This is a genomic window from Streptomyces sp. NPDC007088 (assembly GCF_042869355.1).
GTDB lineage: Bacteria > Actinomycetota > Actinomycetes > Streptomycetales > Streptomycetaceae > Streptomyces.
Genome location: NZ_JBIAFO010000006.1, coordinates 301,760 through 316,620 on the forward strand (window position 1 = coordinate 301,760; position 14,861 = coordinate 316,620).

Here is a 14,861-nt window from a genome sequence, read left to right on the forward strand (position 1 = left end):
CCCGGCTCGTGATCATGGTGTCTGGGGCGTGGCCGGGAGCCGGCCGGTCCCGGTGCCCCGCCGCTCTCCGGTGTCCCGGCCCCGGCGCGGCAGGACGCCGCCCGGCCGTACCGGGGCCGGTACCGGTACGCCCGCTTCGTGATCCGTCCGCTCCGCGACCCCGCGCGCGGGCGGGTCGTCGCGCCCGTGGCGTGCCACCTTGCGCCACATCCGCCACCCTCGTCCCGGAATCCCCCTCCGTCCCGTTGGGCAGGCTTTCCTCCCGTCCGTCCTCCCTCCCCCCTCAGAAAGGCCGTTCATGACGTTCGCCACCCGCGACGACGACCTGCGCGCCGAGCCGGTAAGCCTCGCGCCCGAGGAGTACGCCCGCTCCCGTGCCGCCTTCTGGGGCGGCTCAGCCGTCCTGTTCACCGATGCGGACGGGCGTGTGCTGGTCGTCGAACCCCGCTACCGCGAAGGGCTGTTGCTGCCCGGCGGCGGGATGGACCCCGGGGAGCGGCCCTCCCGCAGCGCCGCCCGCGAGGTGGCGGAGGAACTGGCGCTCGTCGTACGGCCCTCCCGCCTGCTGGTCGTGGAATGGGTCAGCGGCGACCACGAGGAGTACGCCGAGTTCGGCTGCTTCCCCGGCGAGACCCTGTACGTGTGGGACGGCGGGGTGCTCGGACCGGGCGCGCTGGCCCGCATCGTGCTGCCCCCGGCCGAACTCGGCGCCCACCACCTGCTGCCCGCCGCCGAGGCCGCCGCGCGGATGGGCCCGCTGGACGGCGCCCGGATGCTCGCCGCCTACCGCGCCCGGGTCGACGCGAGCGGCCCCGCGGTGCTGGAGGACGGCAGGGCCACGGCCCCGGGGGTGCTCGAACGGCACGGTGTCGTCCCGGGGGCCGCCCCGGCCGGGAGTGCCGCCACCGGGGTGTGGGCCTTCGACCCGCAGGGCCGCGTCCTGCTCCTCGTGGACTCCGAGGGCAGGCACTGCACACTGCCGAGCGCCCACCACGGCGGTCTCTTCCACGACATCCCGTCGGCGCTGCCCGGCCGGGCCGGGGCGGTGGCCCGGCTCGCTCCCGGCCTGACCGTCCCGTCCGGTGGCCCCGCCCATCTGCTCGCGCCGCCCGCACAGGCGGCCGCCCTGCTCGGCCCCGGCGGCGGGACCCGCGAGCGGGCGCGGGCCGCCGCCGATCTCGCCGCCGACCGCTGGGGCCTGCCCCGGGCGGCCCCCAGGCCGGTGGAGGAGATCGCCCCGGGCCGGGGGTGAGCGATTCCTGTTCGGTTAGGGTCGGGTGCGGTGCCGGACCCCGGCGCCGTACGACGGTCGAGTCCGGGGAGGCACCGTGCGATTGCGGGTCGAGTTCACCACCGAGCCCTTCGACCTGGACGAGACGCCGCGGCACGCGCTCGTGGCCCGGCAGGTGATCGACGGCGCCGACCTCGACGCCGTCGACGTGGGCCCGTTCGGCAACACCGCGGACGGCCGCGCCGACGTGGTGCTCGACTCCGTCGCCCGCCTGCTCAGGAAGACCCTGGAGGCCGGGGCGAACCGGGTGTCCCTCCAGGTCAGCGTCCTCGACGAGGAGGACGGTCGGTGAGTACGCCCCCCAAGCGGCCAAGCGGCCCCACCGGGCGTCCGGAGCTTCCCGAGCGTCCGGAGCTTCCCGGGCATCCGGAGCTTCCCGGGCATCCGGAGTTCCCCCGGCATCCGCTGCTCGACGCCGTGAAGCCGCTCGTCGACGCCCTCGGCGCGCAGGTCCTCGAACCGCGTGCGGCCGGACCCGAGGACGTGATGCTGAGCTGGGAGGGCGAGGAGGTCTTCGCCGTCCGCCTGCCCCGCCTCGCGGAATCCCTGGACCGGATACTCGCCGGGCTCGAACGGGTCCACGGGCCGCTCGCCGCACTCGACCGCAGGACCAAACAGGACGTCGTGAAGCAGTTGGAGGGGCGCGGCGCCTTCACCGTCCGCCACGGCGTCGAAACGGTCGCGAGCGCGCTCGGCGTCAGCCGTTTCACCGTCTACAACTACATCAACTACGCGAACGAGCAGCGCGCCAAGGGGGAGCGGAGCGCGGAAGGCGAGCGGGGCGCGGAAGGCGGCCGGGACGCGTCGCGGAAGCCGTAACGGCCGTCGGGCGTCGGACGCGGGGCCGGTAACGGCCGTCGGGCGTCGGAGGCGGCGCCGGACCGGGGAGCGGGCGGTGTCCGCCGCCCGGCCGCGGATCGCCCGGATGCGGACGGCCGAGGCGTGGTCCGCGCGGGCGCGCTCCGCTTCAGGCGGCTTCAGGCGGCCGTGACGACCTCCGCGCGTATCGCCGCCGACCACTCCGCGAGCAGGTCCTCGTACTCCTCGCGACGCTCGCGCGAGAGCCGGCCGCCGCTCGCCCACAGCGCGCGGATCTCGGCGTTGACGATCGCCGCGGAACGGGGCGGAGTGACGGGCCTGTGCGTATGAGGCATGAGTGCAGCCTAGGGGCGGGCACTGACAGTGGGGCTACAGCGATGTGAACGTCGCGCGAGGCCACACGGCCGGCCCGAACCGCCGCCCGCGAGCAGGTGCCGTATACAACCAGGGCCCTGCGGTGTCCGGCAACTGAGGCCCCGTCAGTCCGGTGCCCTGACCAGGGCGGACGCGCCACCGGCCTCCCGACGCGCGGCCGCGACGTGCTCCAAGAGGGGCCGGAACGTGTGCGTTACCGCCCGGTATCGGCCTCGTTTCCCGCCGCCGCGCGCCTTCAACAAAGTGTTGACGCGGCCGGGTGGAGGGTCTTAGCTATGCGCAGCCGTACCGCATCAGGCCCCGGAGGTCCCCCGTGCCGATCGACCGGTTCAACTCCCTCTCCACGTCCCACGCGAGCGCCGTACTGCGTGAGGTGTGCGCGAGCCGGGCCTGGGGGGCCGCACTGCTCGCGAAACGGCCCTACCGGCACGCCGGGGAGCTGTTCGAGGCGAGCGACACCGCCACCTCGGCGCTCGACGGCGCCGACCTCGACGAGGCCCTCGCCGGTCACCCGCCGATCGGCCGCCCCACGCCGGGCGACCCCACCTCGGCGCGTGAACAGCGCGGCATGGCGGGCGCGCCGGAGGAGCTGCGGGAAAGGATGCTCGCGCTGAACCTGGCCTACCAGGAGAGGTTCGGGCACGTCTTCCTGATCTGTGCCACCGGGGCGAGCGCCGAGGACATGCTGGCCGCGCTGGAGGAACGTCTCGGCAACGCCCCCGCGCGGGAGCGGGAGGTCGCCCGCGCCGAACTCGCCAGGATTCACCGCGTCCGGCTCGACCGGCTGCTGACCGAACCGGGGCCGGGGCCCGGACCGGAACCGCGACCAGAGCCAGACCCCGGACCCGAACGCGTCGCCACCGACTCACCGGCCGCTGAGCCGGCCGCCGTCGCCCGCCCGACGACCCGCCCCCACGAAGGGACCCCGTCATGACCAGCGGTCACCATCCCGGCCGCCGTACGCGTCCTTCCGTGTCGACCCACGTCCTCGACACGAGCCTCGGGCGTCCGGCCACCGCCGTCCCCGTCACCGTCCACGCCCGCCCCGGGCCGGCGGCGGCCTGGACGGAGATCGGCGCGTCCCGCACCGACGCCGACGGCCGGTGCAAGGATCTGCCCGAACTCCCGCCGGACACCGCGCAGGTACGGCTCGTCTTCGACACCGCCGGCCACCTGCGCGCCACCGCAAGCACCGCCCCAGCACCGGACGGCACACGGCAGGACAGCAGCGGGGAAGGAGGCGAGGCCGCCGTGTTCTTCCCCGAGGTGAGCCTCGTCTTCACCGTCTCCCCGGGCGAGCACTACCACGTGCCCCTGCTGCTCAGCCCGTTCGGCTACTCCGCATACCGAGGGAGCTAGCGACATGACCGACCCCACCGCCCCGGCCACCCACCCCACCCCTCCGGCCGCCGCCCGGCCCGCGGGACCGGCCGTGCTCGGCCCCAACCAGTACGGGAAGGCCGACGTGCGCGTGGTGCGCGTCGTCCGCTCCGGCGACACCCACCACATCAAGGACCTGAACGTGTCCATCGCCCTCTCCGGCGCCATGGACGACGTGCACTACTCGGGTTCGAACGCGAACTGCCTGCCCACCGACACCACCAAGAACACCGTGTACGCCTTCGCCAAGGAACACGGCATCGCCTCCCCCGAGGAGTTCGCCATCCTCCTGGCCCGGCACTTCGTCGGCAGCCAGGAGTCCGTCCACCGAGCCCGGGTCCGCGTCGAGGAGTACGCCTGGGACCGTATCGGCCGCGAGGGGGAGGGGCCCGCCCACTCCTTCGTCCGCAAGGGCGGCGGAGTCCGGCTGACCCAGGTCACGCACGAGGGCGGCCGCTGGGAGGTCGTCTCGGGGGTCAAGGGGCTCACCGTCCTCAACTCCACCGACTCCGAGTTCTGGGGCTTCGTCAAGGACAAGTACACGACGCTGCCCGAGACCCACGACCGCATCCTCGCCACCGACGTGTCCGGACGCTGGCGCTTCGGCTGGCACGAGGACGCCGCCGAGGCGCCCGACTGGGACACCTCCTGGACCCAGGTGCGCCGCCACCTGCTCGACGCCTTCGCCGGCACCTACTCGCTCTCCCTCCAGCAGACGATGTTCGAGATGGGCTCGCGGATCATCGCGCACCGGCCGGAGATCGACGAGGTGCGCTTCTCCCTCCCCAACAAACACCACTTCCTCGTCGACCTCGAACCCTTCGGCCTCAAGAACGACAACGAGGTGTTCTTCGCGGCCGACCGGCCCTACGGCCTCATCGAGGCGACCATCCTGCGCGAGGGCCACGAGGCCCGCATACCCGCCGATCTCAGCAACCTCTGAGCAGCCGGCCGCGGTCCCGCCGCCGGCGCCGCCGTCAGCCGGCCCCGGCAGACAAGCGGGGCCGGCCACCCGCCCTCGCAAGCTCCGAGCAGTCCGCGCCAGCACCGAGGGGACACCTCGTGACACCAGCCAGTACCGAGCCGGCCCGCCCCGCCGCCCCGGCCGGCCGCCTCGTGATCGAGAACGCCGCGATCGCCACCGTCGACTCCGCCGGTACCGAGTACGCCTCGGGCCATCTCGTCCTCGCCCAGGACCGTATCGAGTCGCTCGGCCCGGGGCCCGCGCCCGCCGGTCTGCGCGACGTCGTCCGCCGCGTCGACGCCACCGGACACCTCGTCACCCCGGGCCTGGTCAACACCCACCACCACTTCTACCAGTGGCTCACCCGGGGCCTGGCCACCGATCACAAACTCTTCGACTGGCTCGTGGCCCTCTACCCGACCTGGGCCCGCATCGACGAGCCCATGGTGCGGGCCGGAGCGCGGGGCTCCCTCGCCATGATGGCCAAGGGCGGCGTCACCACGGCCATGGACCACCACTACGTCTACCCGCGCGGCAGCGGCGACTTGGCCGGAGCCGTCGTCGCCGCCGCCCGCGAACTCGGCGTGCGCCTCACACTGGCGCGCGGCTCCATGGACCGGGGCGCCTCCCAGGGAGGGCTGCCCCCCGACTTCGCCGTCGAGTCCCTGGAGGAAGCCCTCGCCGCGACCGAGGAGACCATCGACCGGCACCACGACACGTCCTTCGGCGCGATGACCCAGATCGCCGTCGCCCCCTGCTCCCCGTTCTCCGTCTCCACCGACCTGCTCAAGCAGGGCGCGGAACTCGCCCGCCGCAAAGGGGTCAGGCTGCACACCCACGGCTCGGAGACGCGGGAGGAGGAGCAGTTCTGCCGGGAGCTGTTCGGCATGGGGCCCACCGACTACTTCGACTCCACCGGCTGGCTCGGCGAGGACGTGTGGATGGCGCACTGCGTCCACATGAACGACGCCGACATCGCGGCCTTCGCCCGCACCGGAACCGGCGTCGCGCACTGCCCCTCCTCCAACGCCCGGCTCGCCGCCGGTATCGCCCGCGTCCCCGACCTGCTCGCGGCGGGCGTCCCGGTCGGCCTCGGGGTGGACGGCACCGCCTCCAACGAAGCGGGCGAACTGCACACCGAATTGCGCAACGCCGTGCTCGTCAGCCGGCTCGGCCCGCACCGCGAGGCCGCCATGACCGCGCGACAGGCCCTGCGCCTTGGCACGTACGGGGGCGCTCAAGTCCTGGGCCGCGCCGCGCAGATCGGCTCCCTCGAACCCGGGAAACTCGCCGACCTCGTGCTGTGGCGCATGGACACCCTCGCGCACTCCTCGATCGCCGACCCCGTCGCCGCGCTCGTCCTCGGCGCCCCCGCCCCCGTCACCCTCTCCCTCGTCGGCGGCCGGCCCGTCGTCGAACACGGCCGTCTCGTGCACGCCGACGAGGAGAGCCTCGCCCGGGAGACCCGGCAGGAGGCCCGGCGGCTGGCCCGCCTCGCGGCGGGCTGAGCCGGACGCCGCCCGCCGGGGACCGGGGAAGAGCCGCCCCCCGCCCCGCCCGCGCGCGTCTCGCGCGCGGACTCACGCGCACCACCTCCCTGACCCCCGTGTCACCGCCGACACGTACCCGACCGGAGGAGCCGCCTCGTGACCACCGAACCCCCCGCGCGCACCCGGACCGACCGCGAGCGCCGGCCCCTCAGTACGCCACCCCCACACCCGCTCCACATCGACGGGCCGACAGGGGAGGCGCCCGCCGAGGAGGAGGACCCGCCCGGCATACCGGACCGCCCGGCCGGCGCCCCGCACCCCGTGGACGAGAAGCCGCCCCCGCTGCGCATGATCGCCAGCGGGCTCCAGCACGTCGCCGCGATGTACGCCGGGGTCGTCGCCCCGCCCATGGTGGTGGGACCCGCCGTGGGCCTCGACGCGAGGGACACCGCCTTCCTCATGGGCGCGAGCCTGTTCACCGCGGGACTCGCGACGCTGCTCCAGACCCTCGGCATAGGGAAGATCGGCGCGCGACTGCCGTTCGTCAACGGAGTCTCCTTCGCCGGCGTCACCCCGATGGTCGCGATCGGCAGGGACCGGGGCGCCGAAGGGCTCACCGTGATCTTCGGCGCGATCCTCGTCGCCGGACTCCTCGGCTTCCTGCTCACCCCCTGGTTCTCGCGGCTGGTCCGCTTCTTCCCGCCCGTCGTCACCGGCACCGTCATCACCCTCATCGGGGTGTCCCTGCTCCCGGTCTCCTTCGACTGGGCGCAGGGCGGGGCCGCCGCGGGCGCCGGCCACGGCTCGATGCGGAACATCGGCATGGCAGCCCTCACCCTCGTCATCGTGCTGGCCCTGCGGGGGCTCCTGACCGGATTCCTCCAGCAGATCGCCGTCCTGCTCGGACTCGTCGCGGGCACCCTGCTCTCGATCCCGCTCGGCATGACGAACCTGGACGCGCTGCGCGCCGCCGACCCGGTCGGCTTCCCCACGCCCTTCCACTTCGGCGCCCCGCACTTCGAGGCCGCGGCGATCGTCTCGATGTGCGTCGTCATGCTCGTGTGCATGACGGAGTCCACCGCCGACATGCTCGCGCTCGGCAAGGTCGTGGACAGGCCCTGCGACGAGCACACCATCAAACGGGGACTGCGCGCCGACACCCTCGGCAGCGCCCTCAGCCCCTTGTTCAACGGCTTCATGGCGAGCGCCTTCGCGCAGAACATCGGGCTCGTCGCGATGACCAGGGTGCGCAGCCGGTTCGTCGTCGCGACCGGCGGCCTCATCCTCGTCGTCCTCGGCCTGTGCCCGGTCGCGGCCTCCGTCATCGCGCTCGTACCGCTCCCGGTCCTCGGCGGCGCGGGCGTCGTCCTGTTCGGCACAGTCGCCGCGAGCGGCGTGCAGACGCTCGCCGGGGCCGCCCTGGAGAAGGGCGAGAACGCGCTCATCGTCGCCGTCGCCCTCGGTGTGGGCCTCGTCCCCATCGTGGCGCCCGACTTCTACCGCGCCTTCCCGCACGACGCCCTCGTCGTGCTCGACTCCGGCATCAGCACCGGCTGCGTCGTCGCCCTCCTGCTCAACCTGGCCTTCAACCACGTGACGTGGCGCCGCGCACCCGCACCGGAGTGAGGAGGGCGGGGGCGGGCCGGTGCGCGCCCCCCGCCCCCGCCCCCACCGCTCTCAGTCCTTGCGGGCCAGCGCGTCCCTGACCTCCCGCGCCACCAGATACGTGTCGCCCTGCGGCTCGACGTGCAGCCGCCCCGGGGCGCGGGTCCACCGGTCCTCCAGGGCGAACCAGTCCACGGCGGCCGGCTCGCGGCCCTCCTCCAGGGCCCCGGTCAGCTCCTTGAAGTACGTGGACCAGCGCAACCGGTACAGGCCGCCGACCAGCCCCGACCACTCCCGGTTCGCGTAGTCGCGCAGGCCCGCGTCGGCGCCCTGGCGGGTACCCCAGGTCGTGAGCAGGGACAGCGCGTCGTACTGGAGCCGGTCCTTCTCCGCGCGGTCCGCGCCCCACACCCGCGCCTGCTCGACCCAGCGCCCCAGCAGGTGGTCCGCGTCCGTCGCGACCAGCCGCTCCAGCAGGTCGACGAGGCCGAGCCAGCGACGGGTCAGCCGAGCGAACTCCGCCGGGTTCCCGGCCGCGTACGCGCTGTTCAGCTTCGGCAGCAGCACCCTGCTCCGGTTGGCGAGCGCCTGCCGCGCCACGTCCAGCAGGTCCCGCCGGTAGGCGCTCGACCCCCGCAAGCCGGCCCGGACGACGAGCAGTTCGCCGAGCGCGGGCTCGAAGGACTCCGGCGGGTAACGCAGCGCCTTGGGCGACCACTTGCCGGCCGACACCGCGTTCAGCGCGGGCCGCGCCGCGAACAGCCCGTCGGCGGGCTCCGACCAGCGGTCCGCGCGCGTCGTCCCGTACGCCGTGCGGCGCAGGACGTCCCAGGCCGCCTCGGCGTGCGGATCGCTCGCCCCGTAACGGGAGCGCGCGTACTGGCGGAACCAGTCGGCCAGGTCGATCTCCCCCTCCGTCCAGGGGAGTTCACCGAACAGCTCGAAGGCCGCCGGGTTGTTGTCCGCCGCCTCCGGCATGAGCGCGGTCCCGCGCAGCGCGCTGCCCGGCCGGTCCCGCCAGCGCCCGTACGAGGAGACCCACTCGGGCGTGTTCGCGCCGAGCGCGGTGTGCCCGCCGAAGTTCCAGATGGAACCGAAGGCGTACGGGGTGCCCCGCCAGTCGCTCTCCCGGTCGGCGACCTCGGGGAAACGGTCCGAGAGACCGTCCACCACGAGCATCTTCGAGCGGTCCGCCGCGTCGATCACCGCCTTCGGCGGGTTCTTCTGCCAGCCGAGGATCACCCACAGCGCGTCCGGCCGGGCCGCGAGCAGCGCCCGCTGCACCCCCCGCGTCGCCTCCTCGACCGGTACGTCCCCGGCCTTGCCGCCCTCGTGCAGCAGATCCATCTTGTACAGCGTGCTGACGCCGAACAGCTCCTCCTGAACCCGGTAGAAGGCGGCGGCCACCCGCGCGAAGCTCTCCGTGCGCGGGTCGAGCCAGTCGGGCCGGCCGAAGCCCATCCAGGTGCCCTGCGGCACGGTCCGCGCCCCCGGGACACGGTCCGCGAAACCGGGTGGGACCGTCCCGAAATAGCCCGGCAGCACCGGCGTCATGCCCAGCTCCCGCAGCCGCCCCACGATCCGCCGGCCGAGCGCCGCGCGCTGGTCGAGCAACTGCCGCGACAGTGGTGAAGGGAAGGCCGCGAGGTTCTGGAGCAGCCACCACGGCTGGTGCGCGGGCCCCGGAATCCACGACCGCAGCTCCTCCTCGCCGTAACCGAACTCCTGGAACAGCCGGTGGTAGACGGCGTCGGCGCCCGCGTACACGAGGACCTCGTTGAAGCCGTGCAGGGCCAGGACGTCGATCTCCCGCTCCCAGTACGCCCAGTCGTGGTACGGGCCGGTGTAGGCGTCGTTCGTGTCGTTGAGCACGAAACGGTGCGGGACGTCCGCGCGCCCCTCAAGGCCCGCCCGTCCCGGTGCGGGCAGCAGGCGCGGCAGAGCGGTCTGGCTGCCCGCCCAGCTGATGGTGGCGTGCGCGACGTGCTTCAGGTAGTGCCGGACCCCCGTGAGCTGCGCGGCCGGTGTGGTGCCCGCGACGGTGATCCCGCCCTCCCGGCCACTCACCCGGAACCGGTCGCCGCCGCCCGCCTCCGGCGGGAGGTCCTCGAAGGCCAGTTGACCGGCGTGGTCGGGCAGCAGCCTGCGCACGGCGGCCCGCGCGGCACCGGTCGCGGGCGCCCGGCCCCGGCCGTCCTCGGTCACGGGCCGCCCGCCCGGCGTACCCCCGCGCCCGGCCGCCGCCGGTGAACACGCGACGACGGCCCCGGTCGTACCGGCGACCGCTCCCAGGAAAGTGCGGCGTCCCCACGACATATGACGGCTCCTCGAATCGACGCCCCGGCCGCCTCCTGCCGGCGACCGGCCTGCCGCAGCCAGGGATACCCCCGCCGCGCCGCCCGTGCGCGCCTCCACCCCGAGAACGTCCGCCGGATGGCCGCCCGAAGGCCACCGCGAGCGGGCGCGTGGGAGGTCATGACGCCTCGTCAGGCGGGCCACCGGGCCGCCGCCGTGGCCGCGGGCCGCCGGGGACTCACAGGCCGAGAACCGACGCATCCCGCGCCAGGTCCCGCAGGCGGCCTGCCGGGTCCGCCAGGAGCCGCCGCTCCCGCAGGTCCAGCAGCCCGGCGAGACCCGAGATCCGCGCCGACTCCGTCCCGTCGGTCTTCCGGACCGTCTGCTCGACCCCGAAGGTCTTCCGTTCGCCCCACAGGAACGCGCAGCTCACCTCGGCCTCCTCCCCGGCCCGCAGCTCGCGCAGATACCGGATCGTGGTCTCCAGGACGACGGGCCCCATTCCCGCCGCCAGCAGGTCCTGCTGCCGGATGCCGGCCGCCGCGAACAGCGACCAGCGCGCGTGTTCCGCGTACTGGAGGTACACGCTCTGGTTGAGATGGCCCTGGACATCGGTCTCGTACCCGCGTACGGCGAGCGCGACGGTGAAGGGGGACTCGGACACGACAACTCCTCGCGCGACTACGGAATCCGGCGGTTCAGTCCTACGGCATCGAGGGGGCGAGGAGGAACACCGGGTCCGGACACGCCTAGACGCGGCGTGGTGAGGCCAGAAGCCAGCGCGCGCCGCCCCGCGCCTCCCGGTGCTCGCTGACCTGCCAGCCGGCCGCCGTCAGCGCCGCCGCCCAGCCCTCGACCGCGCCCCCCGGCAACGCGGTGCCCGCCGCCGCCCCGCCGCGCACGGCCACCGCCTCCGGCTGCGGGGACAGGGCGACCCGGTAGCCCGCGCCGCCCGCGCCGGCCGGGGTGCAGCCCGCCGCCTCCAGCGCCAGCGCCGCCGCCCGCACGAGGTGCGCCCGCTCCCAGGCGCAGGGCCGGTCGGTCGCCCCGTCGCGGTCGGTCATCCGGCGCAGCTCCAGCAGCCCCTGCCACGCGCTGTGCACCTCCCGCTCGCGGCCCGGCCCCGGGGCGGGCCCGTCCTCCTCGTGCCCCGTACGCGCGGCGAAGCCACCGGAGGGGGCGGGGGAGGGGCCGGTCACACCGGCCCCGGACGCCGGGCCGGTCCCGGGGTCACCGGTCGCGGGCCCGCTCTCCTCTCGCCCCTCGCGCAGCCGGTGCCCCGCCGGAGTCAGGAAGTACGCGTGCGGAGGACGGGGATGCCGGAAGGCCAGCCCCAGCTTCGTGAGCCGCTCCAGGACCGTGGCGGCGCCCCGCAGCCGGCCGGTCACCGGCTCGGCCGCCTCGACGACCCGCCGCTGGGCGGCGGTGACATGACGCACCACGACGCGCTCCCTCCGCACTGCGCTCACGGCCCGCCCGTACGGGCCGCGACTCCCGCCGATGGTGCCGCACGGCACTGACAACGCGGGCGCCGTACGGCCGGCCGGGACGCCGCTCAGCGCTCGCGCCGCTCCTCGGCCCACCCGCGCAGGGCCGCCCAGTCCGCCGCGCGCAGCCCCTTGCGCGGGTCGACGCGCAGCAGCAGCGCGTGGGGGCCGTGCTCACGCGCCACGTAAGCGGAGTCCAGATCGGTGATCATGTCGTCGATCCAGGCGAAGGGCCGCCCCGCCGCCCACGCGACCAGATGCCGCGTCTTCCAGTACAGCCCGTCCGGGTCGGCCTCGAACATGCGGGGCCACTCGATGACCGGCAGCGGCTCCGGCAGCCCGATCGCCGGGCCGATCAGCTCGTTGGCCTCGTGCATCCACGTCGTCGCCCACGCCGGTTCGTACGGCAGGTCCAGCACCCTTCTGCCGTCTCCCGGGTGCAGGCGCACGAGCAGTCCCCGGCGCAGGGCGCGCGAGCCGGGCTCCTGGCGCGCCGACCAGTTCGCCGGGCGCATCCGGTGGCGCGCGTAGCCCCGGTGCCGGGTCAGCCGGGCACCGTAGGGGTTGAGCGGTCCGTCGACGTCGATCAGCAGCAGGGGCCGGAGCGGGGGCCCGGGAGCGGTGTCCGTCATGCCCGGGTCCTACCCGCCGGACGGGGCACGTGACCCCCCCCCGCTCGCCGCCGCGCCTTCTCCGTCAGACCATGGCCGACACACAGAACGGGTGGCCCGCCGGGTCCAGCAGGACCCGCCACCGGCCGGGCTCCGGCTGGTGCGCCGGCTCGGTCGCGCCGAGGGCGAGCAGCCGCTCCCGCGCGGCGTCCAGGTCGTCGACGCCGAAGTCGAGGTGCGCCTGCTTCTCCGTGGCGGGATCGGGCCACGTGGGACGCCGGTAGCCCGCCAGCCGGCTGAAGCCGAGGCCGGGCGACCCCTCCCGGCCGAGCATGACGAAGTCCTCGGAGGAGAAGGCCACGGGCAGGCCGAGGACCTCCCCGTAGAAGCGGGCCAGTTCGCCCGGGTCCGGGCAGTCGAAGGTGACGGCCGCGTAGCGGAAGGCGGCCGGGGGGACGGTCGTGGAGCTGGTGTCTTCACTCATGGACGCGACGCTACGACCCGACCAGGACAGTTCCGGTCCGGGTCGTGGGGGAAACTGGGCCGGGTGATCAGCACCTCCGCGCGCCTCCTGCGGCTCGCCTCCCTGCTGTCGGCCCGGCCCTCGTGGACCTGCCGGGAACTCGCCGAACGCACCCGGGTCACCGAACGCACCGTGCGCCGCGACGTGGCGCGGCTGCGCGAACTGGGCTACTCCGTCGAGTCCGACCCCGGCCCGTGGGGCGGCTACCGCCTGCGCCCGGGGGCCGGGGTGGTGCCCCTGGACCTCGACGACGGGGAGGCACTCGCCGTCGCGGTGGGCCTGCGCGAGGCCGCGTTCGGCGGGGTGCTCGGCGGCGGCCAGGAGGCGCTGACGGCCCTGCTGAAGCTCCGGCAGGTACTGCCCCGGAGGATCGCCGAGCGGCTCGGCGCGATGGACGCCGCACTCGCGCACACCCCGCGCCCCGAGGAGCCGCAGATCGCGCCCGGCCTGCTGCTCGAACTCGCCGCCGCCTGCCGCCAGGCCGAGCGCTGCACCCTCGCGTACGAGGACGGGCAGGGCAGGGCGACCGTGCGCGAGGCCGACCCGTACCGCCTCGTGCACACCGGGCGCCGCTGGTACTTCGTCGCCCGGGACGTGGCGCGCGGGCAGTGGCGGACCTTCCGGGCCGACCGGGTCACCCGGATACGGTCCACGGGGCGCCCCGTGGAGATCCCCGACCCGCCCGACGCCGCCCATCTGGTCTCCCGCGCCGTCCGGGCGGCCCCCTACCCGATGACCGTGACGATCCGGCTGCCGCTGCCCCTGGAGCAGGCGCTCCGGCTGGTCCCGGCCGCGGTCGGCAGCCACCGCGCGCACGGACCGGAGGCCACGCTCGTGGAGATCGGCGGCCCCGACGCGGACGGCCTCGCCCGCTACCTCCTCGGACTCGGCACCCCGCTGCGTGTCCTGGCGCCCGAAGAGGTCCGCCGCGCGGTGCTGCGCCGCGCCCGGGAGCTGCTCCAGGAGAACGCCGACGGGCCGGGCGACTCAGGCGCCGCGCCGCCCCCGTGAGGCCGGGCTACGGCAGCGGCGTGCCGCCGGTCGCGTTGAGGATCTCGCCGGTGATGTAACGCGCCTGCGGGGAGGCGAGGAAGACGTAGGCGGGCGCCAGCTCAGCCGGCTGCGCCGGGCGGCCCAGAGGTGACTGCTTCCCGAACGAGGCCGTGTCCGGCATCGTCGACGGAATCAGGGGCGTCCACACCGGTCCCGGCGCCACGGCGTTGACGCGGATGCCGTCGCCGGCGACCGTCTGCGCGAGCCCGTGGGTGAAGCTGACGATGCCCCCCTTCGTCATCGCGTAGTCGAGCAGGTGCGGGCTGGGCTGGTACGCCTGCACCGACGTGGTGTTGATGATCGATCCGCCCTCCGGCATGTGCGGGAGGGCCAGCTTCGACAGCCAGAACATGCCGTAGAGGTTGGTGCGGACCACCCGGTCGAACTGCTCAGTGCTGATACCGGCGATACCGTCCGGCTGCGCCATCTGGTACGCCGCGTTGTTCACCAGTACGTCGACGCGGCCGAACTCGGCGCGGGCGCGGTCGATCAGCCGGACGCACTGTTCCTCCTCCCGGATGTCGCAGGGCACGGCGACCGCCGTACGTCCGGCCGCCTCCACCAGCTGTGCCGTACGCGCCGCCTCCTCACCCTCCTCGGGCAGGTAGGTGAACAGGACGTCGGCGCCCTCCCGGGCGAAGGCGAGGGCGACCGCCCGGCCGATCCCCGAGTCGCCGCCGGTCAGTACGGTCTTGAAGCCGTCGAGCAGGCCACTGCCCCGGTAGGAGTGCTCGCCGTGGTCGGGCGGCGGGTCCATCTCCCCCGTACTGCCCGGATGCTCCTGCGACTGCTGCGGGAAGTCCGGCTCGGGCCGGCGCGGTTCGTACTGGGAAGGTTCGGGCATCGCGTACTCCATCTCGTGACGGGCCGGGCAACGGACGGTCCCGTCTCCACGGACGGTCTCGGACTCTCCTGTGGTCGGCACCGGCGTCGGCCCGCGGGCCGACGGCGCCGTTTCGTGCGCCGCG

15 protein-coding genes and 1 pseudogene are annotated in these 14,861 nt (G+C 74.7%); 9 read left to right on the top strand and 7 right to left on the bottom strand.

All coding sequences use genetic code 11. The features are described from left to right. Nucleotides 1-298: 298 nt before the first annotated feature. The 3 genes from ACFYMP_RS12660 (at nt 299) to ACFYMP_RS12670 (ending at nt 2,110) form a co-directional block, all read left to right on the top strand. Nucleotides 299-1,252 carry an NUDIX domain-containing protein gene (locus ACFYMP_RS12660; protein ID WP_388854995.1) on the top strand — a complete coding sequence of 318 codons (954 nt, stop codon included), beginning with the start codon at nt 299-301 and terminating at the stop codon, nt 1,250-1,252. 76 nt (nt 1,253-1,328) lie between these two features. Next, nucleotides 1,329-1,583, top strand: a complete 255-nt coding sequence (locus ACFYMP_RS12665; RefSeq protein WP_388854998.1) for a hypothetical protein — start codon at nt 1,329-1,331, stop codon at nt 1,581-1,583. Between the two features lie 113 nt (nt 1,584-1,696). Next, complete coding sequence (locus ACFYMP_RS12670) at nt 1,697-2,110, top strand: helix-turn-helix domain-containing protein (protein WP_388855177.1); 414 nt, start codon at nt 1,697-1,699, stop codon at nt 2,108-2,110. 158 nt (nt 2,111-2,268) lie between these two features. Here ACFYMP_RS12670 and ACFYMP_RS12675 read toward each other — a convergent pair whose 3' ends face one another. Further along, a complete protein-coding gene (locus ACFYMP_RS12675; RefSeq protein WP_388855001.1) occupies nt 2,269-2,445 on the bottom strand; it encodes a hypothetical protein in 177 nt (58 codons plus the stop codon). A 332-nt stretch (nt 2,446-2,777) separates the two neighbouring features. Between ACFYMP_RS12675 and uraD the strand changes: the two are divergent. The 5 genes and pseudogenes from uraD to ACFYMP_RS12700 all read left to right on the top strand — a co-directional run. Continuing rightward, nucleotides 2,778-3,281 (top strand): annotated as a pseudogene (gene uraD, locus ACFYMP_RS12680) (2-oxo-4-hydroxy-4-carboxy-5-ureidoimidazoline decarboxylase); the annotation flags it as partial. A gap of 134 nt (nt 3,282-3,415) precedes the next feature. Beyond that, nucleotides 3,416-3,844: a hydroxyisourate hydrolase gene (gene uraH / locus ACFYMP_RS12685; RefSeq protein ID WP_388855004.1), complete on the top strand. Its 429-nt coding sequence runs from the start codon at nt 3,416-3,418 to the stop codon at nt 3,842-3,844. A 4-nt stretch (nt 3,845-3,848) separates the two neighbouring features. Next, nucleotides 3,849-4,808 carry a factor-independent urate hydroxylase gene (gene pucL, locus ACFYMP_RS12690; RefSeq protein ID WP_388855007.1) on the top strand — a complete coding sequence of 320 codons (960 nt, stop codon included), beginning with the start codon at nt 3,849-3,851 and terminating at the stop codon, nt 4,806-4,808. A 119-nt stretch (nt 4,809-4,927) separates the two neighbouring features. After that, the gene (locus ACFYMP_RS12695; RefSeq protein WP_388855010.1) at nt 4,928-6,337 is read left to right on the top strand and encodes an 8-oxoguanine deaminase; all 1,410 of its coding nucleotides are present in this window, start codon (nt 4,928-4,930) and stop codon (nt 6,335-6,337) included. A gap of 270 nt (nt 6,338-6,607) precedes the next feature. Further along, entirely contained in the window at nt 6,608-7,945 is a 1,338-nt protein-coding gene (locus ACFYMP_RS12700; protein ID WP_388855180.1) for a nucleobase:cation symporter-2 family protein, read from the top strand. Between the two features lie 51 nt (nt 7,946-7,996). Here the strand turns inward: ACFYMP_RS12700 and ACFYMP_RS12705 are convergent, their stop codons facing one another. The 5 genes from ACFYMP_RS12705 to ACFYMP_RS12725 all read right to left on the bottom strand — a co-directional run bounded on the left by ACFYMP_RS12705 (nt 7,997) and on the right by ACFYMP_RS12725 (nt 12,801). Then, nucleotides 7,997-10,240, bottom strand: coding sequence for an alpha-N-acetylglucosaminidase (locus ACFYMP_RS12705; protein WP_388855013.1), 2,244 nt, complete (start codon nt 10,238-10,240; stop codon nt 7,997-7,999). Nucleotides 10,241-10,457: 217 nt separating this feature from the next. Continuing rightward, on the bottom strand, nt 10,458-10,883 hold the full coding sequence (locus ACFYMP_RS12710) for an acyl-CoA thioesterase (RefSeq protein WP_388855016.1): 426 nt from the start codon (nt 10,881-10,883) through the stop codon (nt 10,458-10,460). 85 nt (nt 10,884-10,968) lie between these two features. Continuing rightward, entirely contained in the window at nt 10,969-11,661 is a 693-nt protein-coding gene (locus tag ACFYMP_RS12715; protein WP_388855183.1) for a hypothetical protein, read from the bottom strand. 113 nt (nt 11,662-11,774) lie between these two features. Next, complete coding sequence (locus ACFYMP_RS12720) at nt 11,775-12,338, bottom strand: hypothetical protein (protein ID WP_388855019.1); 564 nt, start codon at nt 12,336-12,338, stop codon at nt 11,775-11,777. Nucleotides 12,339-12,402: 64 nt separating this feature from the next. Next, nucleotides 12,403-12,801, bottom strand: a complete 399-nt coding sequence (locus ACFYMP_RS12725; protein ID WP_388855022.1) for a VOC family protein — start codon at nt 12,799-12,801, stop codon at nt 12,403-12,405. Nucleotides 12,802-12,864: 63 nt separating this feature from the next. Here ACFYMP_RS12725 and ACFYMP_RS12730 point away from each other — a divergent pair, with 63 nt between their 5' ends. Further along, a complete protein-coding gene (locus ACFYMP_RS12730) occupies nt 12,865-13,851 on the top strand; it encodes a helix-turn-helix transcriptional regulator (RefSeq protein WP_388855025.1) in 987 nt (328 codons plus the stop codon). Between the two features lie 7 nt (nt 13,852-13,858). Here the strand turns inward: ACFYMP_RS12730 and ACFYMP_RS12735 are convergent, their stop codons facing one another. After that, on the bottom strand, nt 13,859-14,737 hold the full coding sequence (locus ACFYMP_RS12735) for an SDR family oxidoreductase (protein ID WP_388855028.1): 879 nt from the start codon (nt 14,735-14,737) through the stop codon (nt 13,859-13,861). Nucleotides 14,738-14,861 lie beyond the last annotated feature (124 nt).